This window comes from Pseudonocardia sediminis, assembly GCF_004217185.1.
GTDB classification, from domain to species: Bacteria; Actinomycetota; Actinomycetes; order Mycobacteriales; family Pseudonocardiaceae; genus Pseudonocardia; species Pseudonocardia sediminis.
Genome location: NZ_SHKL01000001.1, coordinates 967,094 through 992,434 on the forward strand (window position 1 = coordinate 967,094; position 25,341 = coordinate 992,434).

Genomic DNA, 25,341 nt, shown 5'->3' on the forward strand with positions numbered 1-25,341 from the left:
CCCTTTCAGGAGCCTTCATGCCCACTCAGACCTTCAAGCTCAACGGCGAGACCGTCACCGTCGACGTCGAGGACGACGTCCGGCTGCTCTGGGTCATCCGTGACCTGCTCAAGGTGACCGGCCCGAAGTACGGCTGCGGCATCAACGTCTGCAAGGCCTGCACCAGCCACATCAACGGCAAGGCGTTCAACCCCTGCTCGGTGCCGGTCGGCGCGATCGGAGACTCCGACGAGATCACCACGATCGAGGGCCTGGCCGACGGCGAGACCCTGCACCCGATGCAGGAGGCCTGGATCGAGAAGGACGTCGCGCAGTGCGGCTACTGCCAGCCGGGCCAGATCATGGCTTCGGTGGCGCTGGTGCGGAAGTGCCAGGAAGAGGGCCGCGACATCGACGACTCGATGCTCGACGAGATCCGCAACATCTGCCGGTGCGGTACCTACAACCGCATCCGTGAGGCGATCAAGGTCGGCGCCGACAACATGTGAGGTGTTCCGCCCGCGGTCCCTCCCTTCGGGGACCGCGGGCGGGTCGCCGGTGACGTCCTCCGTCGGGTTGGGAGCCGGAGGGTCACCGGCAGGCGCGCCGGCTCCGGGGTGTCCTCATCGGAGCCGGCGCGCCGTCGGGCGCTATCGTCTCCCGCGGCGGCGCGGGTGAGCTGCGTCACCCGCTCCCTGGACCAAGGACGGTTCCGATGGGCAAGTCGACGACGGACGCGGGCGTGGACCCGCGGCCCGCACTCCGCGCCGCACTGCGCGCGGTCCAGACCGACTCTGGTCTCCCGATCGCGTTCGGGGCACTGGTCGACAACGGCGCCACCGCCGAGCTCAGCGAGTTCCTGGGCACCCGGACCACGCACCTGCACGGGCTCGGCATCCGGGCGGGCTCCGGCCTCGGCGGCCGGGTCATCGCCGAGGGCCGTCCCGCGGCCGTCGACGACTACCGCTCCGCGGACTCGATCACCCACGACTACGACGAGTGGGTCACGGCCGAGGGCCTCTCGGCCGTCGCCGCCGCACCGTTCGTCGTCCGCGGCCGGACCGCCGCGCTGATCTACGGCGCGACCCGGGAGAACGTCACCCTGGGCGACCGGGGCAAGGCCGCGCTCGTGTCCTGCGGACGCCGGCTGAGCATGGAGCTGACGGTCCGGGACGAGGTCGGACGCCGGATGCGGGAGGCGGAGGTCGTCGCGTCGGCGTCGCCGGGCGACGTCCGCGACGTCGCCGACCTGGAGGAGATCCGCTCGTTGCACGCCGAGCTGCGCGCCGTCGCCCAGCTCATCCCGGACACGGGCCTGGCGGAGCGGGTCTCGCAGGTGTCGCAGCGCCTGGCCGACGTCGGCACCCGGACGGCGACGGCGGAGCAGGCCGCCGACCACGGGATCACGCTCTCGCCCCGGGAGATCGACGTGATCTCACAGGTCGCGCTCGGCTGCACGAACGCCGAGACGGCGGCCCGGCTGTGCATCAAGCCGGAGACGGCGAAGGCCTACCTCCGGGGCGCGATGAGCAAGCTGGGTGTGCACACCCGGTTCGAGGCGGTGGTGCGCTCGCGCAGGCTCGGGCTCGTCCCGTAGGGGTGACCGGAGCCACCCCGTCCGTCGTCGCAGGTCAGGGCCACTCACAGCGCTCCGGCCCGATTCGTGAGCGGCTCGTTACGTCGACGTCACGACGGGTCGCGTCGATGTAATGACCGGTTCCTACCGTCACCGGGGTGAGCAGACGAGTCGTCGTTGTGGGCAACGGGATGGTCGGGCACCGGCTGGTGTCCGCGCTCCGTGACCGGGACACCGAGGGGACCTGGCAGGTCACCGTCCTCGGCGAGGAGACCCGCCGCGCCTACGACCGTGTCGCCCTGTCGTCGTACGTGGACGGGAAGTCGGAGGAGGAGCTGCGGCTCCCCGACGACGACCTGCGCGCCGACCCGCTGGTCGCGACGCACCTCGGCGACCCCGTCACCGCCGTCGACCGGGACGCCCGCACGGTGCGGACCGCGTCCGGCGCGTCGTTCGGCTACGACGCACTGGTCCTCGCGACCGGCTCGACCCCGTTCGTCCCGCCGGTCCCGGGCAAGGACCTGCCCGGCTGCTTCGTCTACCGCACCCTCGACGACCTCGACGCGATCACCGAGGCCGCCGCCGCGGCCGTGGCGCGCACCGCGCCCGGGCGGCGATCGGCCGTCGTCGTCGGAGGTGGGCTGCTCGGCCTGGAGGCGGCGCGCGCGATGCGGCTGCTCGGGCTCTCGCCGCAGGTCGTGGAGATCGCGCCGCGGCTGATGCCGGTGCAGGTCGACGAGGGCGGGGGTGCGCTGCTGCGCTCGCTCGTCGAGGAACAGGGCCTGAAGGTCCGGACCGGGGTCTCGGTGGACGGGATCTCCGCCGACCGCGACCGTCTCGTCGCGCGCCTGTCCGACGGCGTCGAGCTCGACGCCGACCTCGTCGTGTTCTCGGCCGGCATCCGTGCCGCGGACGCCCTGGCACGGGAGAACGGCCTCGCGGTCGGGGAGCGCGGCGGCGTCCTCGTCGACGACCGCTGCCGGACCGACGACGAGCACGTCTGGGCGATCGGGGAGTGCGCCGCGCTGCAGGGCCGCACCTACGGCCTGGTCGCGCCGGGCTACGCGATGGCCGAGGTCGTCGCGGACCGTCTGCTCGGCGGCGACGCCCGGATGACGCCCGAGGAGCTGGACATGTCCACCCGGCTCAAGCTGCTCGGGGTCGACGTGGCCAGCTTCGGCGACGCGCACGCCACGGCCGAGGGCGCGCTGGAGATCGTCGTCAACGACCCCGTCGCCGGCACCTACTCCAAGCTCGTCGTCTCCGACGACGCGTCCACCCTGCTCGGCGGCGTCCTGGTCGGGGACGCCTCGCGCTACGGCTCGCTGCGCCCCCTCGTCGGGGCGGCGCTGCCCGAGGACCCGGTCACGCTGATCTCCTCCGGTGGCGCCGAGCCGGACGCGGGCGCGCTGCCGGACTCCGCACAGATCTGCTCCTGCAACGCCGTCACCAAGGGCGCGCTGTGCGCCGCGATCGACGACGGCGCCCACGACGTCGCCTCGCTCAAGGCCTGCACCCGCGCCGGGACGACGTGCGGGTCCTGCGTCCCGACGCTGGCGAAGATCCTCACCCAGCAGGGCGTGGAGGTCTCCAAGGCCCTCTGCGAGCACTTCGCGTACTCCCGCGCCGAGCTGTTCGAGATCGTCGCCGGGGCCGGGATCACGTCGTTCTCCGCGCTGGTCGCCTCGCACGGCACCGGCCTGGGCTGCGACATCTGCAAGCCGGTCGTCGGTTCGATCCTGGCCACGCTCTACAACGAGCACGTCCTCGACGGCGAGCGCGCGACGCTGCAGGACACCAACGACCACTTCCTCGCGAACATGCAGCGCAACGGCACCTACTCCGTCGTGCCGCGGATCGCCGGCGGCGAGGTCACGCCCGAGGGCCTGATCGTGATCGGCGAGGTCGCGCGCGACTTCGGGCTCTACACCAAGATCACCGGCGGGCAGCGGATCGACATGTTCGGCGCCAGGGTGGAGCAGCTGCCCGACATCTGGCGCCGTCTGGTCGACGCCGGGTTCGAGTCCGGGCACGCCTACGGCAAGTCGCTCCGCACGGTGAAGTCGTGCGTCGGGACGACCTGGTGCCGCTACGGCGTGCAGGACTCGGTCGGCCTGGCCGTCGAGCTGGAGCTGCGCTACCGCGGCCTGCGCAGCCCGCACAAGATCAAGTCCGGCGTGTCCGGCTGCGCCCGCGAGTGCGCCGAGGCCCGGTCCAAGGACTTCGGGATCATCGCCACCGAGACCGGCTGGAACCTCTACGTCGGCGGCAACGGCGGGTTCACCCCGCGCCACGCCGAGCTGCTCGTCGCCGACGTCGACACCGCGACGCTGGTCCGTACGATCGACCGGTTCCTGATGTTCTACGTGCGCACCGCCGAGCGTCTGCAGCGCACCGCGCCGTGGATCGAGGCGATGGAGGGCGGGCTCGACCACCTGTACGCGGTGATCGTCGAGGACTCGCTGGGCATCGGCGCCGACCTCGACGCGGCGATGGCGCGCCACATCGACTCCTACGCCGACGAGTGGCGCGGGGTCCTCGACGACCCGGAGAAGCTGTCGCGCTTCGTGTCCTTCGTCAACGCCCCGGACACCCCGGACCCCTCGATCAGCTTCGTCACCGAGCGGGGGCAGAACGTGCCCGCTCCCCGCAATAACGAGCCCGTCCTGATCGGCCTACCGGAGGTGCACTCATGACCGTCACCCGAGCTCTCACCGACCCCGCCACCGTCGCCTCCGATCCGGCCCTGGAGCCGCGCCGGTCGCCGGAGACCCGGCCCGCGGCGCGGGCCGGGACCGAGGTCACCGGCTGGCTGTACATCTGCCCGCTGGAGGCGCTGCAGCCCGGACGCGGGGCGGCGGCGCTCGTCGGCGACACCCAGGTCGCGATCTTCCGGATGGACGGCGACGTGCTCCACGCCGTCGGCAACGTGGACCCCTACACCGGTGCGGCGGTGATCTCCCGCGGCATCGTCGGCGACCGCGGCGGCGTGCCGACCGTGGCGTCGCCGGTGCACAAGCAGGCCTTCGGCCTCGACGACGGGCGGGCGCTCGACGACCCGTCGGTCACGCTCGGCGTCTACCAGACCCGGGTGCACGGCGGCGACGTGGCGATCGGGCTACGGTGACCGCCCGGACCCGGGCGACGACGCACCACCTCCCGGCCCGTTCCCGCGCCGTCCCCGGCCGGAGGAACGGAGGCCCCGTGGCCGCACAGTCGGACGAGGAACGCTCACCCGCCACCGGTGTGCGCGGCGAACCGGTGCCCTCGCTGGCCGGGTTCACCGTCGGCATCACCGCGGCCCGGCGGACCGAGGAGCTCGCCACCATGCTCGAGCGCCGCGGCGCGGTGATCCAGCAGGGCGCCGCGCTGCGGATCGTCGCGCTCGCGGACGACGCCGACCTGGAGACGACCACCCGCGCGCTGATCGCCGAGCCGCCGGACATCGCGGTCGCGACCACCGGCATCGGCTACCGCGGCTGGATGGAGGCCGCCGACGGCTGGGGCCTCGGCGAGGCACTGCTCACCGCGCTCGGGAGCTGCGAGATGCTCGCCCGCGGGCCCAAGGCGCGCGGCGCGATCCGCGCGTCCGGGCTGGTGGACGCGTGGTCGCCGGAGTCGGAGTCGACGGCGGAGGTGCTCGAGCACCTGCTCGAACGCGGCGTCGAGGGGTGCCGGATCGCGGTGCAGCTGCACGGAGAGCCGCTGCCCGACGTCGTCGAGGCGCTGGAGATGGCCGGGGCGCAGGTCGTGACGGTCCCGGTGTACCGCTGGGCCCCGCCGCTCGACATCGCCCCGCTGGACCGGCTGATCGCGTCTACGCTGTCCGGCGGCATCGACATGCTCGCGTTCACCAGCGCACCCGCCGCGGCCGGCCTGCTGGCCCGGGCCGGGGAGCTCGGCGTGCACGACGATCTCGTCGCCGCGCTGCGCGGTCCGGTGCTGGCGCTGTGCGTGGGCCCGGTGACTGCGGCGCCGCTGGAGGCGCTCGACGTGCCCACCCTGCAGCCGCAGCGTTCCCGGCTCGGGGCGATGGTGCGCACCCTGGAGTCGGCGGCGCCGACGCGGGCGCGTCGGCTCCCGGTGGCGTCGCACGAGCTGGAGCTGCGCGGCCACGCCGTGCTGGTCGACGGCGTCCTGCGCCCGGTCCCGCCGACGCCGATGGCGCTGCTGCGGGTGCTGGCCAAGCGTCCGGGACGGGTGGTGCCGCGCTCCGAGCTGCTCGCCGCGCAGCCCGGCGGGGCGGCCGACGAGCACGCCGTGGAGAACGCGATCGCCCGCCTGCGGGCGGCCCTGGGCGAGCCCGGGCTGGTGCAGACGGTCGTGCGCCGCGGCTACCGGCTCGCGCTGGAGCCCGGCACCGGGGCGACCGGCCTCGGCGGGCACTGCACGACCGAGAACCGGACGGACGAGGGGGGACGGCGATGAGGCCCCCGCTTTTGCTGGTCGCGCACGGCAGCCGCAACCCCGCCGCGGACGTCGTGGTCCGGGGGCTCGCCGCCGCGGCGGAGGCCGCCGAGCCCGGTCTGGACGTGCGGGTCTGTTACGTCGACGTCCGGGGCCCGACCGTGGGCGAGGCCGTCGCCGGGCTGACCGCGCAGGGCCACCGGGGCGCCGTCGTCCTGCCGGCGTTCCTCGCCGCGGGCTACCACGTGCGCCACGACCTGCCGGCGCAGCTGCGGGAGGCGGGCGCGGACCCGGAGCGGTTCCCGGTCACGCCGGCCCTGGGGCCGGACCGGGGGCTCGCCGCCGCGGCGTTCGACCGGCTGCGCCTGGCCGGACACCGTCCCGGTGACGCCGTCGTGCTGGCCGCCGCGGGGTCCTCGGACCCGGGCGCGGTGTCGGAGGTCCGCCGGGCCGCGCGGATGCTCGGTGTGTCGGTGGGTCGCAGGGTCCGGGTCGGGTTCGCCGCGACCGGGCACCCGGGCGTCTCCGCGCTGGTCGAGGGGCTGCACCGGGCCGGGGAGAGCCGGGTCGCGGTCGCGTCCTGGCTGCTCGCGCCGGGGGTGTTCCAGGAGCGCCTGCGCGCGTCCGGTGCGGACGTGGTGGCCGAGCCGCTGGGCGTGCACCCGGACGTCGTCGGCACGGTGCTGCAGCGCTACCGGTCGGCCGCCCGCTCCGCCGCGCTCGCCGCCTGACGCCTCTTTGCGCCAGGCCCCCGGGAATCCCCGGACGATCGTCGGTGGTCCCGGCTACTGTCGACGGTGGGGCGCCGCCGGTCGGGCGGTGGTGGTGGTGAGGGGGACCATGAACGCCGGGACGGTCAGCCGTGTCCGCATCCATCCCGGGGCGACGGTGCGCGTCACCGTCGATCCGTACACGAGCGTGCTGGCCCTGGCCTGCGCCGCAGCTGCGGCCCGGATGCGCGGAGGCCGTCCCGCGGTGGGGGACCGGTGGTCCGGCGCGGAACTGCACGCGGTGTCCCGCCTGGTCGTCCCCGGGAGCTCGGTCGCGCCGGAGGCGCTGACCCCCGCGGCGCCGGACCGCGACACCACCGTCGCCGACGAGCTGGAGCGCCTGCGGTCGATGTCGGCGGAGGACCTGCACGCCGATCTCGATCTCACCTACGCCGGGGACCCGCCCCCGCACTGGTCGGAGGTGGCCGGGGCCGCGCGGCGCTGGCTCGGGGACACCGCCGCGGCGCTGGAGACGGTGTGGCGCCTGGTCGAGCCGGTGTGGCAGGCGCAGGACCGCCGCCGCGGCCGCGAGATCGAACGGGTCGGGACGGCCGCCGCGCGCGGGGCCCTCGACATCGTGCTCGCCCAGGCGCACCCGCGCGGGCGGATGGTCGACGGCGCGCTGGAGTTCCCGGACCCGGAGGGCACCGACGTCGACGCGAGCCGGCACACCGTCGTGCTCGCACCGCTGCTGTCGGGTGTGGACGTCTCGATCAGCAACCTGGACCGCCCCGGCCTGGTGTGGCTGGGCTACCCGGCCCCGGTGCCGGCCGGTGAGGACGAGGGCGGTCTCGCCGCGCTGCTGACGCCGGTCCGCGCGACGCTGCTGCGCCTGCTCGGGACGCCGTGGACGATGTCGCGGCTCGCCTCGGCGGTCGGCCTCGCCCCGGCGACGGCCACCCACCAGATCTCCGCCCTGGTCGCGGACGGGCTGGTCTCGCGGCGGCGCGAGGGCCGTCACACGGTGGTCGAGCGGACCGACCGGGGGACCGGGTTGCTGGAGCTCTACGGGGTGTCCGACCTCCCGCTGCGTCCCCCGCTGTCGACACCGCGGCGTCTGCCCGCCCGTCCGCGCACGGGTCCGACGGGCTGAGCGACGGCCTCGGCGCCGGCGCGGCTCGTCCGGCCGCGATGATGGGCCGATGAACGTGGACGCGGGGCCTGTCGTGGCGCGGCTGCGCGCGGCCGGGTGCGTGTTCGCCGAGGACGAGGCGGCGCTGCTCCTCGAGGCCGCCGCCGATGAGGCCGCACTGGACTCCCTGGTGGCACGACGGGTCGAGGGACTTCCGCTGGAGCATCTCCTCGGATGGGCGGAGTTCGGCGGGCTGCGTATCGACGTGGCTCCCGGGGTGTTCGTCCCGCGACGCCGGACCGAGGCGCTGGTGCACGAGGCGGTCGCGTTGCTGGGTTCGCCGACCGCCTCCCCGCCGTCCCTGCCGCCGGCCATGCCCGACCGGAGTGGACCCGCGGTGCGCGTCGGGACACCGGGGCCCCGGATGCCGATCGTGGTCGACCTCTGCTGCGGCGCCGGCGCGATCGGGGCCGCGGTGGCCTCGACTCTCCGTTCGCTCCACACGGGGTCGTCGTCCACCCCGGGGCCGTCCACCCCGGGGCCGTCCACCCCGGGGCCGTCCACCCCGGGGCCGTCCACCCCGGGGCCGGCCACCCCGGGGCCGGCCGTCCCGGGCGCGGCCGTCCCGGGCGCGGCCGTCCCGGAGTTGGCTGGTCCGGAGCCGGCCGTCCCGGGCGCGGCCGTCCCGGAGTTGGCCGTCCCGGAGTTGGCCGCCCCGGGGTCGGTTGGTCCGGAGTCGGCTGTCCCGGGCGCGGCTGTTTCGGGGTGGGCTGGTCCGGAGTCGGCCGGTCCGGGCGGCGTCCCGATCGAGCTGCATGCGGCCGAGATCGACCCGGCCGCGGTGGCGTGCGCACGGCGCAACCTCGCTCCGTTCCGTGGTCACGTGTACGAGGGAGACCTCGACGCCCCGCTGCCCGCGGAGCTGCGCGGCCGGGTGTCGGTGCTGGTGGCGAACGTGCCGTACGTGCCGACCGACGCCATCGCGACCATGCCCCCGGAGGCCCGCGACCACGAGCCTCGCGTCGCGCTCGACGGCGGCGCCGACGGCCTGGACGTCGCCCGTCGCGTCGCCGCGGCGGCCCCGGGCTGGCTCGCACCGGGCGGATCGCTGCTGATCGAGACGGGCCGGGAGCAGTCCGCCGTCCTCGCCGGGGTGTTCACCGCCCACGGCCTCCGCGCGCGCGTGGTCGAGGACGACGATCTGGGTTCGACGGTGGTGATCGGCACCCGCCCCGGCCCGCTGCCGCCACCCCACTCCGGTTGACCGGTCGAGCGTCACGAAATGGCGGTCGGGATCGCCTGGGCGTGACGCTCGATGCAGCGCTGCCTGAGTCCGGCCGCCGAGCGTCACGAAGTGGTCGATGCGTCTGCCAACTCGTGACGCTCGATGCAGCGCTGCCCGGGGCGGGCCGCCCAGCGTCACGACGTGGCGACTGGTCTCGCCGGAACGTGACTCCCGATGTTGCGGGAGGTCGGCCCGGCGAGCTGACCCGGCGGTGGTCGACCCTGTGACATGAGGCCGCTCGATGGCGTGAGATGGCATTGCCCGTCGAGCGACACGACATTGCTGCTCAGGTCGCCATGTCGTGACACTCGGCGTCACGCTCCCCGAAGTCGGGCACCGATCGTCACAGAATGGCGACCGGTCTCGCCGAAAGGTGACTCTCGACGGCGCCGCTGGCCGGACCGTGCGATGCGGGGCGCGCGTCCCGCAGCGGCACACGTCGACCGCGTGCCGACCGCGCGGGGACAGCCGGTTGCTGACCACGTCGAAGCCCGGTCGTCGCTACTCGGTCGCCGCATTCGACGGCCGCCGCCCGACGGCACCGCCCGACGGCCGCCGCCCGTGGGACGCCGATCGGGTGCTCTGCGCGAGGTCGGTTGCGGTGCGGCCCGGTCAGACGCCCGGGTCCGTCGTCTCGGGTGCCGATCGGGGACGGCCCTCACCGGTGGCGCCGCGGCGACGGGACGGGGTGCGCCGGTGCTCCGGCGGGAGCCGGCCGTCGACCATCAGCACGCCCTCGGCCCGCAGACGGGCGGCCTGCTCCTGTGCGATGTGTGGCGCCGAGGTGCCGTTCGCCCGCAGGACCCGGTGCCACGGCAGATCGTGGCCGTCCTCGGACAGGATCCGTCCGACCAGCCGCGCCGACCGGATCCCGGCGCGTCCCGCGACCTCGCCGTAGCTCAGCGTCTGCCCGGGCGGGATCGCCGCGACCACGTCCCTCACGCGTTCCAGCGTCTCCTCGTCCATCCCGCCCCTCCTCCGCGAGTTCGACCCCGATCGTCCCACCACCCACCGACAACCCACCGGACCCGCCGCCGGCGGAGGCGAGTGACGCACCACGGTCCTCGACGAGCCCGGTCGGAGCCACTTCGCGTCACTCGGGCGCCGCCGCGGTATGACGTCTCCTGCGGGCGGGCCGACGGACCGTCGAGCGACGCGTCACGGTGCTCGACGAGCCCGGTGGGAGCCATCCCGCGTCACTCGGGCGCCGCCGCGGTACGACGTCTCCGGCTGCCGGGCCGACGGGCCGTCGAGTGGCGCGTCATGGTGGCCGAAGCGACCGGACCGGGCCATCACGCGTCACTCGGCGTCCCCGGCCGCCGACCGCGGACCGGGACCGCCGGGCGTCCGGCCACGGGCCGGCCCGGCGCGTCGGTGACCTCCCGCCGGGGAAGGGGGTGCGATCGGCGACGCGGGGCCCGGGGAGGGCGGAACTGTCGGGGCGGCGTGGTCGAATCCTGGACGTGGCATCCACCCGCACCGCCGCGCAGCAGGCGTCGACGTCCGGACCGCGGCTCGTCCGCGCGCCGGAACTGCTCGCGCCCGCGACACGATGGTCGGCGCCCGCGCGCCGGGTGCTGGACCACGACCACGGCCCGTTACGGGTCCTCGGCGGCCCCGGCACGGGGAAGACGACGCTGCTGCTCGAGGCCGTGGCCCGCCGGATCCGGGAGGGGGTGCCGCCGGAGAACCTCCTGTTCCTGGTCGGCAGCCGGCGTGCGGCCACGCAGCTGCGGGACCGGTTGATCCCGATGCTCGCGCCGTCGGGCCCGCAGGACGGCACGGGGCTCGCCGCGCGTACGTCGCGGGAGCTGCTGGTGCGCACCGTGCACTCCTACGCGTTCGGGGTGCTGCGCCTGCATGCCGCGCAGCACGAGGACCCGCCGCCGCGGCTGCTGGCGAGCGCGGAGCAGGACGTCGTGGTCCGGGAGCTGCTGGCCGGGGAGATCGCGAACTGGAACGGCAGCGTCCCGGGCTCGGGCTGGCCGGAGCGGCTGGACCCGGCACTCGGCCTGCCCGGGTTCGCCGCCGAGCTGCGCGAGCTCCTGCTGCGTGCGGCCGAACGCGGGCTCGGCCCGGACGAGCTCGACGAGATCGGCCGGACCCACGGCCGTGACGAGTGGGTGGCCGCGGCGACGTTCTTCCGCACCTACGAGCAGGTCATCCTGCTGCGCGGAGCCGCCGGCCGGGGCGCGCCCCAGGCCACCGCGCCCGCGCTGGACTCCGCCGAGCTGGTGTCCGCCGCACTCGACGCGCTGGCCGCCGACCCCGAGCTGCGCGCGCGGGAACGGGCCCGGGTGCGGCACCTGCTCGTCGACGACGCGCAGGATCTCGACCCGCAGCAGATGGAGCTTGTCCGCGTCCTGGCCGGGTCCGCGCAGGTGACGCTGCTGGCCGGGGACCCGGACCAGGCCGTCCTGACCTTCCGCGGCGCCGACCCGCAGGGACTGAATGCGGTCGACGCGCCGTCCGAGGTGCTCACCGTCGACCACCGCCAGACCGACGCCGTCCGCGCCGCCGGGGCGCGACTGGCCGGGAAGCTGCCCGGAGCCGGTCCGGGTCGCAACCGCCGCGGTCCGGACACCGACGACGACATGGCGGAGGACGTCGCCGGGCCGCCGGATCCGGCCGAGGGCATCGATCCGGCGGGACCGGCCGTCGACGACGGGATCGCGCCGGACGGATCCGGGCCGGAGCCGTCCCAGGTGGGGGAACGCCCGGCGCCGTCCGCGGCCGGTTCTTCGCCGGGCGGCACCTCCGCGCCCGCCCCCTCCGCGCCCGCCCCCTCCGCGGCCGCCTCATCCACGGCCGATGGTTCAGCGCCCGATCCCTCCGTGACCGATTCCTCCGCGGCCGATCCAGAGGGGGCGGCGGTCCAGGTCCGGGTGTTCGGCTCGGCCGCGGCCGAGGCCGGGTGGATCGCCGACCGTCTGCGGCGGGCGCACCTCGTCGACGGCGTCCCCTGGGCCGAGATGGCCGTGCTGTCCCGGTCGGCCCGGCGGACGTTGCCCGCGCTGCGCCGGGCCCTGGCCGCGGCCGGCGTCCCGATCGCGGCGCCGCCGGACGAGCTGCCGCTGTCGCGCCAGCCCGCCGTCGTCCCGCTGCTGCTGATCCTGCGCGGGGCGGGCCGGCCGTCGGCGATCGACGCCGACCTGGCCGTCGCGTTGCTGACCTCTCCGCTCGGGTCGGGGGACCCGATGCGGATGCGCCGCCTGCGACGTGGGCTGCTGCGTCTGCACGCCGCGGGATCCCGCGCCACGACCGCGCCGGAGGACTCGCCCGGCTCAGGAGACGAGCCTTCGCCCGGCGACGGCCGCGCCCCCGGGACCGGCGACGGCTTCGGCCCGGCCGCCGGGACCGGCGACGGCTCTGGCCCGGCCGCCGGGATCGGCGACGGCTCGGCCGAGGGTCGGCCTGTCGGCGCCGGTGACGGCTCGGCCTCGGTCGTCGGACCCGGCGGCGCCCCCGGCCGGGCCACCGGCTCCGTCGACGGGGTGGTCCCGGTCGACCGGGACACCGACGCCGGTCCGGCGTCGCCCACGGCACGGGTCCTCGCCGCCGTCACCCCCTTCGACGGCAGTGACGTCGAGGCCGCGAGCAGCGATCCGCTGCTGGTCGAGGCGTTGCGCGCCGCCGCGTCCGGGAGTCCGGACCCGCTCGTAGCGCTGCCCGCGGCCGAGACCGCGCCGCTGCGCGACATCGGTGCGCTGCTCGACACCGCCGCCCGCACGATCGCCGAGGGTCAGAGCGTCGAGGAGGTGCTCTGGCGGGTGTGGCGGCGCACCACGCTGGCGAGGCGGTGGAGCGAGGCCAGCGCCCGGGGCGGTCCGGCCGGAGCCGCGGCGGACCGTGACCTGGACGCCGTCATGGCGCTGTTCGACGCCGCCGCGCGCTACACCGACCGGCTGCCCGGCGCCGACGTCGCCGGGTTCCTGGACTACATCGCCGACCAGCAGCTCCCCGGCGACACGCTCGCCGACCAGGCCCCGCGCGACACCGCCGTCGAGCTGACCACCGCGCACTCCGCGCGCGGACGGGAGTGGCGCGTGGTCGCCGTGCCGAGCGTGCAGGAGGGCCAGTGGCCGGACCTGCGCCTGCGGGGCAGCCTGCTCGGCAACGAGCAGCTCGTCGACCTCGTCGCGGGCGTCGCCGAGCCGGACGCGACGGTGTCCCGGGTGGCGCCGCTGCTCGCCGAGGAACGCAGGCTCTTCTACGTCGCCTGCACGCGGGCGAAGGAGTCGTTGCTGGTCAGCGGCATCCAGGGTGAGGACGAGCAGCCCTCGCGCTTCCTCGACGAGCTCGACCCGCGCCCGGCCGACGCGACCGAGGCCCGTGCCGTGCACCGCCCGGGGAGGTCGCTGGTGCTCCCCGAGCTGGTCGGCGAGCTGCGCCGGGTCGTCGCCGTCCCCGACCACGGGGTGCCCGACCTGGCGGCGCGGCGCCGGCGGGCGGCGACGCAGCTGGCCCGTCTCGCCGCGGACGGCGTGCCCGGCGCGCACCCGGACGACTGGTACGGCCTCGCCGATCTCTCCAGCGGTGAGCCGCTGCGCGCGCCCGGCGAGCTCGTCCCGGTCTCGCCCTCGGACGTCGAGACGATCGCGTCCTGCCCGCTGCGCTGGGTGCTGCAGCGCCACGGCGGTGACGAGACCAGCGCGCTGTCCGCCGTGACCGGGTCGCTGGTGCACGCGCTCGTGCAGGCCAAGGCGGCCGGCGCGGACCCGTCCGAGCTGGAGTCGGCGCTGCGCTCGGCGTGGGCGCGGCTCGACGCGGGGGCGCCCTGGTTCGGCCGTCGCGAGCTGGAGCGGGTGCGCGCGATGCTCGCCGCGTTCGACGAGTGGGTGCGCGACAGCCGCGAGCAGGGTCTCTCGCTCGTCGCGGTCGAGCAGCCGATGCAGCTCGACCTGGACGGCGACCACCCCGACGACCCGGACCCGGAGGAAGCCGCCACCGCCGCCCGACGCGTCCGCCTGCGGGGCCGGGTGGACCGGCTGGAGACCGACGCGCAGGGGCGCCCGGTCGTCGTCGACGTGAAGACGGGCAAGACCGCCACCCCGGCCAAGCAGGCGGCCGAGCACCCGCAGCTCGCGGTCTACCAGCTCGCTGCGTCACTGGGTGCGTTCGACGACCTGGTCGGGTCGGGCGTGCAGCCGGGCGGGGCGCGTCTGGTGTTCCTGGCCGACCGCAAGGCCACCGGCGCGCCCAAGGAACCCTCGCAGGAGCCGCTCGACACCGAGGCCGCTCAGCAGTGGCGTGACGTCGTCCTGCAGTGCGCCGACGACGCGTCCGGCGCGGTGTTCGTCGCCCGGGTCGGGCCCGACTGCGACCGCTGCCCGGTGCGGACCAGCTGTCCGGCCGTCGAACCCGGCCGCTCGGTGCTCTCGGACTGAACGGGGCGGCCGTCGAGGGGCGTGCGGAGAGGGGACCGGGGAGTCACAGTGCGGGAGTGGGCGGCCCGGGGTTGATCCGGATCGGCCGGTTCCGCTCGGCGCGGCGGTCCGCGACCACGTCGATCACCAGCGCCGAGCCCAGCCCGAGCGCGAGGGCGACACAGAACCCGCCGACGGTGTCGGTGGGGTAGTGCGCCCCGATCGTCACCATCCCGGCGCCGACCGCGCCGCCGGCCACCAGCGCCGCCGCCCCGACCAGCGTCAGCGCGGCCCCGCGCCCGGCCGGGATCAGGCTGACCAGGAGCAACGCCGCGACCAGCGCGATCGACGTCGCGCCGCCGGTGTGCCCGCTCGGGTAGGCGAACCCGGCGGTGTCGCCGATCGTGCGGCCGAACAGGGGCTTGAAGAACGTCGTCGCCAGACCGGTCAGCCCGGGGCCGACGATCGCCAGCACGGCCAGGCGGCGTCGTCCGAGCAGGAGGCACAGCCCGGCGAGGAGGCCGCCCGCGAGCACCACGAACTGCGGTGACCCGAACTCGATCACCCGGCCGAAGAACCGCCAGTGCGACCCGGTGACCGCGTCGACGGCGTTCTCGGTATGGGTGTCGACCCGCCCCGCGTCCGCATCACCGGAGTACCAGAGGCCGAGCGCGGCGAAGACGACGAACGCGATTCCGGCCACGAACGGCGCGGGACGACGCAGCGGTCCGAGCAGGGGGACCGGGGCGTGGCGCACCGGGACGAGGCTACCGAGAACCGGGACGCCCCAGACGGCCCAACGCCGACCGTCACACGGGTTTCATCAACCTTCGTGACCGGACGGCGCCGGGCCGGGTGACCGGTGCGGGCTCAGCCCAGGCCGAGGGCCCCGGCGAGACGACGCAGGTCCGGCGTCAGGTCGGCACCCTTCGGGGTGAGGATCTGCGCGCAGACGTGGTCGGCGCCGGCGGCGAGGTGCTCGTCGAGCCGGGCCGCGACCGCGTCCGGCTCGCCGTGCGCGACGAGCGCGTCGATCAGGGCGTCGCTGCCGCCGTCGGCGATGTCGGAGTCGGCCCAGCCGAGACGCTTGAGGTTGCTGACGTAGTTGCGCAGGCCCAGGTAGGGCTTCTGCACGGCCGGACGGCCGATCTCGCGGGCCGCCGCCGGGTCGGAGTTCAGGACGACCTTGTGCTCGGGGGCGAGCAGCACGCCGTCGCCGAGGATCCCGCGCGCCTCGCGGGTGTGCTCCGGCGTCGTCAGGTAGGGGTGTGCGCCCGCGGTCCGCTCGGCGGAGAGCTTGAGGACCTTCGGGCCGAGCGCGGCGAGCGCCCGTCCGGCGACCGGGACGTCGGCGGCGTCGAGCGCGTCCAGGTACTCGACGACCGTGGCGTACGGACGCGTGTAGTCACTGGTCGCCTCCGGGTGCCCGACGCCCACGCCCAGCAGGAAACGGCCGGGGTGCTTCGCCTCGATCCGGTGGTAGGAGGACGCGACCTCGTCCGCCGGCGTCGACCACATGTTGACGATGCCGGTCGCGACGGCGATGCGGTCGGTCGCGTCGAGCAGCGACTCCGCGATCGACAGGTCGCCGGGAGGCGACCCGCCGAGCCAGATCGCGCCGAACCCGAGGGACTCGATCTCGCGCGCGAGCTCCGGGGTCAGGACTCCCGCGTGCTGCCAGATGCCGTAGCGGCCCAGTTCCACACTCATGATCCCTAGGACGCTCGCAGGCCCGCCCGTATTCCCTGGGAGCCGTGCTGATGTCCGGTGTACTTGACATGATGTCCGGTAACCTTGACACTCGACGGCGTGGGACGGACATCGGCGAGGGGACGGCGCAACGCCGTCCGAGCGGCCCGGACGGCGGCCGGCATGACACAGGCCGAGCTGGCCGGGCACGTCGGCGTGACCCGTCAGACCGTCGTGGCCGTCGAGGCGGGCGACTACGCGCCGTCGGTCTATCTCGCCCTGGCCGTCGCCGGGGCGCTCGGCGGCACCGTCGAGGGGTTGTTCGGGTCCGAGGCGGAGGTCGGCCGGACCGCGGGGAACGCGGCCGGGTCATCGGAGTGAGGCCGCGCCGAGGCGTGGCAGGGGAGGACGTGTGATGGAGGACGAGATGCAGCGCGACGGGTGGTTCGTCCGGGCGGCCGGTGCGGTGGGCGACCTGGGCAACCCGTTCTACCGCGAGGAGCGCCGCCGCGACGTCTGGAACGAGGCGTCGGCCGTGGGGTTCCAGCTGATGCTGTGGCTCGGGCTGGCGGCCGCGGCGGCGATGATCTGGATCGGCGGACCGCCGGCGCTGCCCTACGTCATGGTCGTGATCGGGATCGTCGGTCTGCCGTCGCTGGTCTGCATCGTCTACGCGGAGAAGCTCGGGGTCCGCGGCACCGAGGGGACGCGGATGGCGCGGTGGCGGATGGTGCCCTACCTGGTCCTGGTCCTCACGATGGCCGCCGGGCTGCTGGTGCGCGGGAGCGACGACGGGTTCGGTGCCTCGACGCTCTGGGGCGCGGTGGCGGGCGCCGTACTCGTCCTCGGACTGATGGGCTGGACGGAGATCCGCACGCGCCGCCGTGAGTCCGCCGTGGACGACATCGCGGCCCGATAGGCCGTTCAGTCCATTCAGCAAGTCCGTTCGGCGGTCACAGAGATATCGTTCCGTGACCGTCGGCGTTATGACCGTGACCTGCAGTAATAGTGGTTCGCCGTGATGGGGACGAGATCGGGTCGCGGTATCTTCTCCCTCGCCACCGGCCGCTCTCCCCATCGCGCCCACCTCCCCGACCCGGGCGCGTCGCCCCCACCCGGTGTGCGAAGGAGTCCGTCGTGCGCCCTCGTCCGCTGCGTTCCCGTCGTACCGGAGCGGGGGTGATCGCCGCCGCCGCGCTCGCCGCACTGGCGGTGCTCGCCCCGACCGCCCAGGCCGCGCCCACCGGCTGGGTCCCGGCCGGCGGCGACGAGTTCAACGCCCCGGCGCTGAACACGTCGACGTGGAAGACCTACGACTCGGTCGGCGCGTTCGGCAACGGCCTGCGCCGCCCGTCCGCGATCAGCCAGGGGAACGGCCTGCTGACGATCACCGCGCAGCCGCGCCTGAACGGCGGCACGTCCGGCGGGATGGCGATGGGCGCCGGTCAGCTCTACGGCCGCTGGGAGTTCCGCGCCCGCACCTCGGCGGGCAAGGGCTACAGCTCGGCGATCCTGCTGTGGCCGGACTCCGAGAAGTTCCCGGAGGACGGGGAGCTGGACATGATGGAGGTCCCCAGCGAGAAGCGGACCGCCGCGACCGCGTTCGTGCACTACGGCGCGGACAACCGGATCGTCGGCACCAGCCGGGCCGGGGACTTCACGAAGTGGCACGACTTCGCCATGGAGTGGCTGCCCGACCGCATCACCTGGTACGTCGACGGCGTGAAGGCGTGGGAGACGACCGACAAGAAGGTCATCCCGACCACGCCGATGCACCTGTGCATCCAGCTCGACCAGGGCCCGGCGACGAACTGGATGCCGGCGCCGGACGCGAGCACCCCGGACAAGGTGACGTTGCAGGTCGACTGGGCGCGCATCTCGAAGCGGGGCTGATCCCGGGGCCGTCCTGACTCCGGGTAGCAGACGGGCCGGTCCGGGGTCGTCCGACGGGGTGACCGAGCAAGATCGTCAACTCGGTATCGTCACCGGTGATGCGGGACGAGCTCACCACCCGGTTGCCGGGCCGACCTGCACCCGTCGGTACCGCGTCCGACCGCGGTGCTCCCGAGCCGACCGGCTCGTCGGTGGCGACACAGCGACTCCCGGCCCGGTCCGCGCGTGCGACCGACGATTCCGTCCCCGAGGGCCACGCCCCCGGTCCCGGTCTCCTGCTGTCCTCCCCGATCGTCGCGGCCACCGCCGTGTCGGCCCGGTCCCGTCCTTCCGGGTCCCGTCCTGTTGAGCCGCCGGCGGGCGAGCCCCGCCTCGCAGAGCCTCGCCCGGCCGAGCCCCGCTCCGCCGAGTCGCGCCCGGCGGAGTCGCGCTCGGCGGAGTCGCGCCCGGCCGGGCCGCAGCCGGTCGAACCGAGTCCTGGCGTACTGGGTCCTGTCTCACCGCGTCCCGTATCGGACGCGGCGCCGGAGCCGCGGGGGCCGGTCCGGTCGCCCGCCGCCGTCCCGGAGGCGGCTCCGTCGTCATCGGTGGCGACCGTCGCCCTGCGGCCGGCGTCTCCGTCCCGGAGCCTTGCTGCGCCGTCCCCCGCCGTAGCGTTCCCGTCCACGCCGTCCCCGGCCCGCGCCGGTCGGGTGGAACCGCCGCCCGCCCCACGGCGGCCGTCGGGCCTGGTCTCCCCGGCGCGGCCCGCGCCCGCCCCCGTGACCCGCGGCCGTCGTCGACGGCTGGTCGCCCGCAGTGCCGGTGCGACGGCGTTGGTGCTCAGCGCCCTGGCCGGGCTCGCGTGGACGGTGGCCGTGCCCCCGGACCAGGCCGAGACCCCGTTCGCGGCCCCGGTCGCCGCCCGGCCCGCCCCCGCGCCACCCGGCCCGCCGCCGGTGAAGTGGAAGCGGACCGGCGGCGACGAGTTCGACGCCGGGCGCGTCGACGGCCGCCGGTGGAGCACCTACAACTCGATCGGCGCGTTCGGCAACGGCCTGCGCCGCCCGTCCGCGGTCGCCCAGCGCGACGGCCTGCTGACGATCACGGCCAAGCCCCGTCTGAACGGCGGGACGTCCGGTGGCATCTCGATGCGCCCCGGCCAGCGCTACGGGCGCTGGGAGTTCCGCGCCCGCACCGATGTCGGCCGCGGGTACAGCCCGGCGATCCTGCTCTGGCCGGACTCCGAGCGGTTCCCCGACGACGGGGAGCTGGACATGATGGAGATCCCCTACGACGACCGTCGCGCGGCGACCGCGTTCGTGCACTGGGGAAAGGCGAACAACATCCTGTCCACCGAGACGGTCGGCGACTTCACGCAGTGGCACACGTTCGCGATGGAGTGGCTGCCGAACCGGATCACCTGGTATGTCGACGGCGTGAAGAAGTGGGAGATCACCGACCGCCGCGCGATCCCGACCAAGCCCATGCACCTGTGCATCCAGCTCGACCAGGGGCCCGCGCAGAAGTGGATCCCCGGCCCGGACGCGACGACGCCGGACCAGGTGCGGCTGCAGGTCGACTGGGCGCGGGTCTACCGGGTCGACCGGTAGTCCCGGGGACGGAACTGTCGGTGCCGGGGGGTACAAACCTCGCGTGACATCGAGCACCGACGTCCTGGTCCCGGCGCCGGGGGGACTGACCCCCGCGGCGCTGTCGGCCGCGCTCGGGCTTCCGGCACCCACCGAGGAGCAGGCCGCCGTCATCGCCGCCCCGATCGGGCCCGCGCTCGTCGTGGCCGGCGCCGGTGCGGGCAAGACGGAGACGATGGCGGCCCGGGTCGTGTGGCTGGTCGCGACCGGTCAGGCGATGCCCGAGGAGGTCCTTGGCCTGACCTTCACCCGCAAGGCCGCCCAGCAGCTCGGTACCCGGGTGCGGTCCCGCCTGCGCCGCCTCGCGAGTTCTCGTCTGCTCGACGACATCGATCCCGGAGGGGGACGCCGGGCGGCGTTGCTGGCCGGGGAACCGACCGTGTCGACCTACCACGCCTATGCCGGACGCCTGGTCTCCGAGCACGCGCTGCGGCTGCCGGCCGAACCGGCGTCGCGGCTGCTCGGGCCGACGGCGGTCTGGCAGCTCGCGCACCGGGTCGTCTCGAGCTGGGCGGCGGACCTGGAGATCGACCGCGTCCCGGCCACCGTCACCGGCTACCTGCTGGCCCTGTCCGGCGAGCTCGGCGAGCACCTGGCCGAGCCGCGCGACGTGCGCCGGCTGGCGCAGGACATGATCGCCGCGCTGGAGCGGGCGCCGCGCGGGAAGGGCCAGCGGGCCGAGCCGTCGGCGACCTACAAGGGCTGGATCGCCGCCCAGAACATGCGCTGCGAGCTGCTGCCGCTGGTCGAGGAGTTCGCCGCGCGCAAGCAGTCCGAGCAGGCGATGGACTTCGCCGACCAGATGGCGCTGGCCGCCCGGATCGCCGAGGCGGATCCCGAGGTGGGGCGGATCGAGCGCGGCCAGTTCCGCGCCGTGCTGCTCGACGAGTACCAGGACACCGGGCACGCCCAGCGGGTGCTGCTGCGCGCGCTGTTCGGGACGGTCCCGGGGGAGGGCCCGAGCCCGCAGGACGGCTGCTCGGTCACCGCGGTCGGTGACCCCTGCCAGTCGATCTACGGCTGGCGCGGGGCGAGCGCGGGCAACCTGGCCCGCTTCCGCACCGACTTCCCGACGCGCCACGGCGACCCGGCCGACGTCTACGGCCTGCTCACCAGCTTCCGGAACCCGGCCGAGGTGCTCACCCTGGCCAACCGGGTCTCCGAGGAGCTGCGCACCGGCCCGGGCGCGATCGAGGTCGGCGAGCTCCGGGCGGCGCCGAAGGCCGGGCCCGGTGACGTCCGGGCCGCGCTCCTGCCCGACGTCGCGGCGGAGGTGGAGTGGGTCGCCGACGGCGTCGCGTCGCGCTGGCACTCTCTCGCCGAGGAGCGGGACAAGCCCCCGACGGCGGCGGTCCTGGTGCGCCGCCGCGCCGACATGGACGCCCTGGCCGCGGCGCTGCGTGCGCGTCGGCTGCCGGTCGAGGTCGTCGGCCTGGGCGGGCTGCTCGACACCCCGGAGGTGCGGGACCTGGTCAGCGCGCTGCGGGTGGTGGCCGACCCGCTGGCCGGACCGTCCGCGGTGCGGCTGCTGACCGGCGTGCGCTGGCGGCTCGGCGTCGCCGACCTCGCCGCGCTGTGGACCCGCGCCCGCGAGCTCGTCCCGCGGCCGGCGTCGAAGCCCGGGCCGCTGAGCCCGCAGGAGCTCGCCCTGGGGGCGCTGCCGGGGGAGCACGCCGAGCAGGCCGGTCTGGTCGACGCGCTCGACGACCCGGGGGAGCCCTCGCGCTACTCCGAGGCCGGCTTCGACCGGATCCGCCGTCTGGGCCGGGAGCTGTCGCTGCTGCGCGCGCGGGCCTCGGCGCCGCTGACGGACCTCGTCGCCGACACCGAGCGGGTGCTGCTGCTCGACGTGGAGACCGCGGCCAGGCCGGGCCCGGCCGGTCGGGCGCACCTCGACGCGTTCGCCGACGTCGTCGCGGACTTCTCGTCCGGCGCGCAGGTCGCCACGCTGCCGGCGCTGCTGGACTTCCTGGAGACCGCGGAGAAGGCCGAGGACGGGCTGACCCCGGGCGAGATCGAGGTCGCGCCGGACCGGGTGCAGATCCTGACCGTGCACGCGGCCAAGGGACTGGAGTGGGAGATCGTGGCCGTCCCGCATCTGGTCTCGCAGGTGTTCCCGGGCCGCAAGATGTCCGGCAGCTGGCTCAAGGACCCGTCCGACCTGCCGGTCCCGCTCCGTGGCGACGCCGACGACCTGCCCGGTCTGTACCTGCCCCCGGGCGGTGACCGCAAGCAGATGGAGCTGGCGATGAAGGGGCACGACGAGGCCCTCGACGACCGTCGCCTGGCCGAGGAGCGACGGCTGTTCTACGTCGCGCTCACGCGCTCCGAGCACACGCTGCTGGTCTCCGGGCACCGCTGGCCGGCGACCGGGGAGAAGCCCAAGGAGCCCTCGGTGTTCCTCACCGAGATCGCCGAGACCCTGGAGGGTCCGGGCGGCTCCGAGGTCGGCCTGCTGGAGCACTGGGCCCCGCCGCCGGACCCCGACTCGGGCAACCCGGCCCTGGGCACGACGCACACCGCGCCCTGGCCGCCCGACCCGTTCGGCGACCGCGGCACCGACGTCCGCGCCGGCGCCGACCTGGTCCGCGAGGCACTGCGCCGCCGCGCCCGCCCCGCCCCGCCCCGGCGCGGGCGCAGGACCTCGCCCGACCAGCTCAGCCTCGACATGCCCGCCGAGCCGGTGGACGTCGTCGAGGAGGATCCGGAGGGCTGGGCGGCCGACGTCGACGTGCTGCTCGCCGAGCGCGCCGCGGCCGCCCGGCGTCCCACCGTCCTGCTGCCCGGGCGGGTCTCGGTGAGCCAGCTCGTCGAGCTGGCCGACGACCCGGACGCGCTCGCGATCCGCCTGCGCCGCCCGGTGCCGCTCCCGCCGAACCCGCACACCCGCCGCGGCACGGCGTTCCACGCCTGGCTCGAGCAGCGCTTCGGCGCGGTCCAGCTGCTCGACCTCGACGAGCTGCCCGGTGCCGCGGACGACAACGGTGCCGGGGACGACGCGCTGATCGAGCTGCAGGAGGCGTTCCTGCGATCGGAGTGGGCCGACCGGGTGCCGATCGAGGTGGAGGTGTCGTTCGAGTCGGTGGTGGCGGGGGTCGCCGTGCGCGGCCGGATGGACGCCGTGTTCGCCGACCCGGACGGTGGCTGGACGGTCGTCGACTGGAAGACCGGCGTCCCGCCCGAGGGTGATCGCGAACGCGCCGTGGGCGTGCAGCTCGCCGCCTACCGCCTGGCCTGGGCCGCGTTGCAGGGCGTGCCGCCGGAACGGGTCCGCGCGGCGTTCCACTACGTGCGCCCGGACGTCACGCTCCGCCCGGCGGACCTCCTCGACGCCGAGGGCCTGCACGCGCTCCTGAACTCGGTGCCCCGCGTCGCGAGCTAGGTCGATCGGGTTCCGGCGCGGCCCGGTGCGCGGCCCGTCGTCGAGCTCCGTCTCGTCGGGAGTCACGAGATGGCGATCGCTACGACCACATCGTGACGCTCGTTCGGCACCGCCACGCCGAGTGTCACGACATGGCGGCCGCGGGGACCGGAACGTGACGCTCGGCGGGCGACGCGCCGGCCGGCTCCGACACGCAGCGAGCCCGCGCCCCGCACCCGGTGGACCGGGGCGGGACGCGGGCTCGGACGAGCAGCGCCGCGTGCGTGCCTAGTGCGAGGACACCTTGGCGATGTTGGCGCCGGTCAGGGACCGGACCTCCATCTCGGCGAACTTGCTGCCGTCGTGGCGCTTCTGCCCGACGTAGGTGCCCACGATGCCGAGGACGAACGACAGCGGGATCGAGACGATGCCCGGGTTCTCCAGCGGGAACCAGGAGAAGTCGACGCCCTGGATCATGGACTTCGTCGAGGCTGTCGGCGGCTTGCCGGACACGGCGGGGGAGAACACGATCAGGATGATCGCACTCGCCAGACCGCCGTAGATGCTGAACAGCGCACCGGTGGTGTTGAACCGCTTCCAGAACAGCGAGTACAGGATCGTCGGCAGGTTGGCCGAGGCCGCGACGGCGAAGGCCAGCGCCACCAGGAAGGCGACGTTCTGCCCGTTGGCCGCGATGCCGCCGACGATCGCCACGATGCCGATCACGACCGTGGTGATCCGGGCGACCCGGACCTCGGTCTTCTGCTCGTCCTGGACCTGGCCCTTCTTGATCACGTTGATGTAGACGTCGTGCGCGAACGACGCCGACGCCGTGATCGTCAGGCCGGCCACGACCGCGAGGATCGTGGCGAAGGCGACCGCGGAGATGATGCCCAGCAGCACCGGACCGCCCAGCTCGAGGGCGAGCAGCGGGGCCGCGGAGTTCACACCACCCGGTGCGCCCCGGATCTCCTCCGGGCCGACCAGCGCGCCCGCGCCGTAGCCGATCACGAGCGTGAACAGGTAGAACAGGCCGATCAGCCAGATCGCCCACTCGACCGACTTCCGGGCCTCCTTGGCCGTCGGCACCGTGTAGAAGCGCATCAGCACGTGCGGCAGGCCCGCGGTACCGAGCACCAGGGCGAGGCCGAGCGAGATGAAGTCGATCTTGTTCGTGTACTGCTTGCCGGGCGCGAGGAGCGCCTCGCCGGCCGCACCGGCCCGGTCCACCGCTCCGCCGAGCAGCGCGGAGAAGTTGAAGCCGAACAGCGCCAGCACCCAGATCGTCATGATCAGGGCGCCGAGGATGAGCAGCACCGCCTTGATCATCTGGACCCAGGTCGTGCCGCGCATGCCGCCGATCAGCACGTAGGCGATCATGACCGCACCCACGACCGCGATCACGATGGACTGCCCGAGGCCGCCCTTGATGTCGAGGAGCAGCGACACGAGGCCACCGGCACCGGCCATCTGGGCCAGCAGGTAGAAGAACGACACGACGAGCGTCGACGTCGCCGCGGCGGCCCGGATCGGCCGCTGCTTCATCCGGAACGCCAGCACGTCACCCATGGTGAAACGGCCGGTGTTGCGCATCAGCTCGGCGACCAGCAGCAGCGCGACGAGCCAGGCGACCAGGAAGCCGATCGAGTAGAGGAAGCCGTCGTAGCCGTTGAGCGCGATCGCGCCGGCGATGCCGAGGAACGACGCCGCGGACAGGTAGTCACCGGCGATCGCGGTGCCGTTCTGCGGCCCGGAGAAGCCGCCGCCGGCGGTGTAGAAGTCCGACGCCGTCGACGACGCGCGACGGTTCACGTAGATCACGATCCCGAGCGTGATCACCACGAACGCGATGAAGATCGAGATGTTGAGGACCGGGCTGGCCTGCTCGAGGGAGGACTGGGCGAGCGTCATCGGGAACCTCCCTCGATCTCGTCACGGATCTTCGACGACAGCGGGTCGAGCTTCCGGTCGGCGAAGCGGATGTAGGTGATCGTGATCGCGAACGTCGAGACGAACTGCAGCAGTCCGAAGATCAGTCCGATGTTGATGTTGCCCAGGACCGGGGTCGCCATGAAGTCCGGCGCGTAGCTCGCGAGCAGGACGTAGAGCAGGTACCAGGCCAGGAAGCCGGCGGTGACCGGGAAGACGAACCCGCGCAGGCGCTTGCGCAGCTGCTGGAAGTCCGGGCTCGCCTGGACGGCCGTCCAGTCCGTGGAGCCGGACGGCGCCGGCGGATCGTCGGTGGACTCGGTGGTACTCACGTATGCCTCCTTGCATCTCCCGGGCTTCTCACCGCGCGGGTGCGCTCAGGA

The 25,341-nt window shown here is 74.7% G+C and carries 18 protein-coding genes and 2 pseudogenes; 15 read left to right on the forward strand and 5 right to left on the reverse strand.

Features of this window, described 5'->3' with window-relative positions:
• Positions 1-17 precede the first annotated feature (17 nt).
• The 9 genes and pseudogenes from EV383_RS04740 to EV383_RS33245 all read left to right on the forward strand — a co-directional run.
• The gene (locus tag EV383_RS04740; RefSeq protein ID WP_130288775.1) at positions 18-488 is read left to right on the forward strand and encodes a (2Fe-2S)-binding protein; all 471 of its coding nucleotides are present in this window, start codon (positions 18-20) and stop codon (positions 486-488) included.
• A 206-nt stretch (positions 489-694) separates the two neighbouring features.
• Positions 695-1,576, forward strand: coding sequence for a helix-turn-helix transcriptional regulator (locus tag EV383_RS04745; protein ID WP_130288776.1), 882 nt, complete (start codon positions 695-697; stop codon positions 1,574-1,576).
• A 137-nt stretch (positions 1,577-1,713) separates the two neighbouring features.
• A complete protein-coding gene (gene nirB, locus EV383_RS04750; protein ID WP_130288777.1) occupies positions 1,714-4,251 on the forward strand; it encodes a nitrite reductase large subunit NirB in 2,538 nt (845 codons plus the stop codon).
• A complete protein-coding gene (gene nirD, locus EV383_RS04755) occupies positions 4,248-4,682 on the forward strand; it encodes a nitrite reductase small subunit NirD (protein WP_130288778.1) in 435 nt (144 codons plus the stop codon). The genes nirB and nirD overlap by 4 nt, the downstream gene beginning before the upstream one ends.
• A gap of 134 nt (positions 4,683-4,816) precedes the next feature.
• Positions 4,817-5,983: a uroporphyrinogen-III synthase gene (locus EV383_RS04760; protein ID WP_423213684.1), complete on the forward strand. Its 1,167-nt coding sequence runs from the start codon at positions 4,817-4,819 to the stop codon at positions 5,981-5,983.
• On the forward strand, positions 5,980-6,693 hold the full coding sequence (locus EV383_RS04765; protein ID WP_130288779.1) for a sirohydrochlorin chelatase: 714 nt from the start codon (positions 5,980-5,982) through the stop codon (positions 6,691-6,693). Before EV383_RS04760 ends, EV383_RS04765 begins: the two co-directional genes overlap by 4 nt.
• Before the next feature lie 109 nt (positions 6,694-6,802).
• Entirely contained in the window at positions 6,803-7,825 is a 1,023-nt protein-coding gene (locus tag EV383_RS04770) for an ArsR/SmtB family transcription factor (RefSeq protein ID WP_130288780.1), read from the forward strand.
• A gap of 49 nt (positions 7,826-7,874) precedes the next feature.
• Positions 7,875-8,294, forward strand: a pseudogene (locus EV383_RS31600) (class I SAM-dependent methyltransferase); the annotation flags it as partial.
• 315 nt (positions 8,295-8,609) lie between these two features.
• Positions 8,610-9,068, forward strand: a pseudogene (locus tag EV383_RS33245) (class I SAM-dependent methyltransferase); the annotation flags it as partial.
• 633 nt (positions 9,069-9,701) lie between these two features.
• Here the strand turns inward: EV383_RS33245 and EV383_RS04780 are convergent.
• Positions 9,702-10,055: an MGMT family protein gene (locus tag EV383_RS04780; RefSeq protein WP_130288782.1), complete on the reverse strand. Its 354-nt coding sequence runs from the start codon at positions 10,053-10,055 to the stop codon at positions 9,702-9,704.
• Between the two features lie 497 nt (positions 10,056-10,552).
• Here EV383_RS04780 and EV383_RS31985 point away from each other — a divergent pair, with 497 nt between their 5' ends.
• Positions 10,553-14,476, forward strand: a complete 3,924-nt coding sequence (locus tag EV383_RS31985; RefSeq protein ID WP_242622895.1) for an ATP-dependent helicase — start codon at positions 10,553-10,555, stop codon at positions 14,474-14,476.
• Between the two features lie 43 nt (positions 14,477-14,519).
• Here EV383_RS31985 and EV383_RS04795 read toward each other — a convergent pair whose 3' ends face one another.
• Together EV383_RS04795 and EV383_RS04800 are read right to left on the reverse strand one after the other, a co-directional pair.
• On the reverse strand, positions 14,520-15,212 hold the full coding sequence (locus tag EV383_RS04795; RefSeq protein ID WP_130288783.1) for a phosphatase PAP2 family protein: 693 nt from the start codon (positions 15,210-15,212) through the stop codon (positions 14,520-14,522).
• A 113-nt stretch (positions 15,213-15,325) separates the two neighbouring features.
• The gene (locus EV383_RS04800) at positions 15,326-16,165 is read right to left on the reverse strand and encodes an LLM class F420-dependent oxidoreductase (protein WP_130288784.1); all 840 of its coding nucleotides are present in this window, start codon (positions 16,163-16,165) and stop codon (positions 15,326-15,328) included.
• Between the two features lie 99 nt (positions 16,166-16,264).
• Here EV383_RS04800 and EV383_RS04805 point away from each other — a divergent pair, with 99 nt between their 5' ends.
• From EV383_RS04805 to EV383_RS04825, 5 genes are all read left to right on the forward strand, one after another.
• Positions 16,265-16,525: a helix-turn-helix transcriptional regulator gene (locus EV383_RS04805; RefSeq protein WP_130288785.1), complete on the forward strand. Its 261-nt coding sequence runs from the start codon at positions 16,265-16,267 to the stop codon at positions 16,523-16,525.
• A 34-nt stretch (positions 16,526-16,559) separates the two neighbouring features.
• Positions 16,560-17,063, forward strand: coding sequence for a hypothetical protein (locus tag EV383_RS04810; RefSeq protein WP_130288786.1), 504 nt, complete (start codon positions 16,560-16,562; stop codon positions 17,061-17,063).
• 218 nt (positions 17,064-17,281) lie between these two features.
• On the forward strand, positions 17,282-18,037 hold the full coding sequence (locus EV383_RS04815) for a glycoside hydrolase family 16 protein (protein WP_165438234.1): 756 nt from the start codon (positions 17,282-17,284) through the stop codon (positions 18,035-18,037).
• Between the two features lie 761 nt (positions 18,038-18,798).
• The gene (locus EV383_RS04820; protein ID WP_165438235.1) at positions 18,799-19,629 is read left to right on the forward strand and encodes a glycoside hydrolase family 16 protein; all 831 of its coding nucleotides are present in this window, start codon (positions 18,799-18,801) and stop codon (positions 19,627-19,629) included.
• A 43-nt stretch (positions 19,630-19,672) separates the two neighbouring features.
• The gene (locus tag EV383_RS04825; protein WP_242622896.1) at positions 19,673-23,050 is read left to right on the forward strand and encodes an ATP-dependent helicase; all 3,378 of its coding nucleotides are present in this window, start codon (positions 19,673-19,675) and stop codon (positions 23,048-23,050) included.
• 267 nt (positions 23,051-23,317) lie between these two features.
• Here EV383_RS04825 and EV383_RS04830 read toward each other — a convergent pair whose 3' ends face one another.
• Positions 23,318-24,940 carry a solute symporter family protein gene (locus tag EV383_RS04830; RefSeq protein WP_130288789.1) on the reverse strand — a complete coding sequence of 541 codons (1,623 nt, stop codon included), beginning with the start codon at positions 24,938-24,940 and terminating at the stop codon, positions 23,318-23,320.
• Positions 24,937-25,290, reverse strand: coding sequence for a DUF485 domain-containing protein (locus tag EV383_RS04835; RefSeq protein WP_130288790.1), 354 nt, complete (start codon positions 25,288-25,290; stop codon positions 24,937-24,939). Before EV383_RS04835 ends, EV383_RS04830 begins: the two co-directional genes overlap by 4 nt.
• Positions 25,291-25,341: the final 51 nt, after the last annotated feature.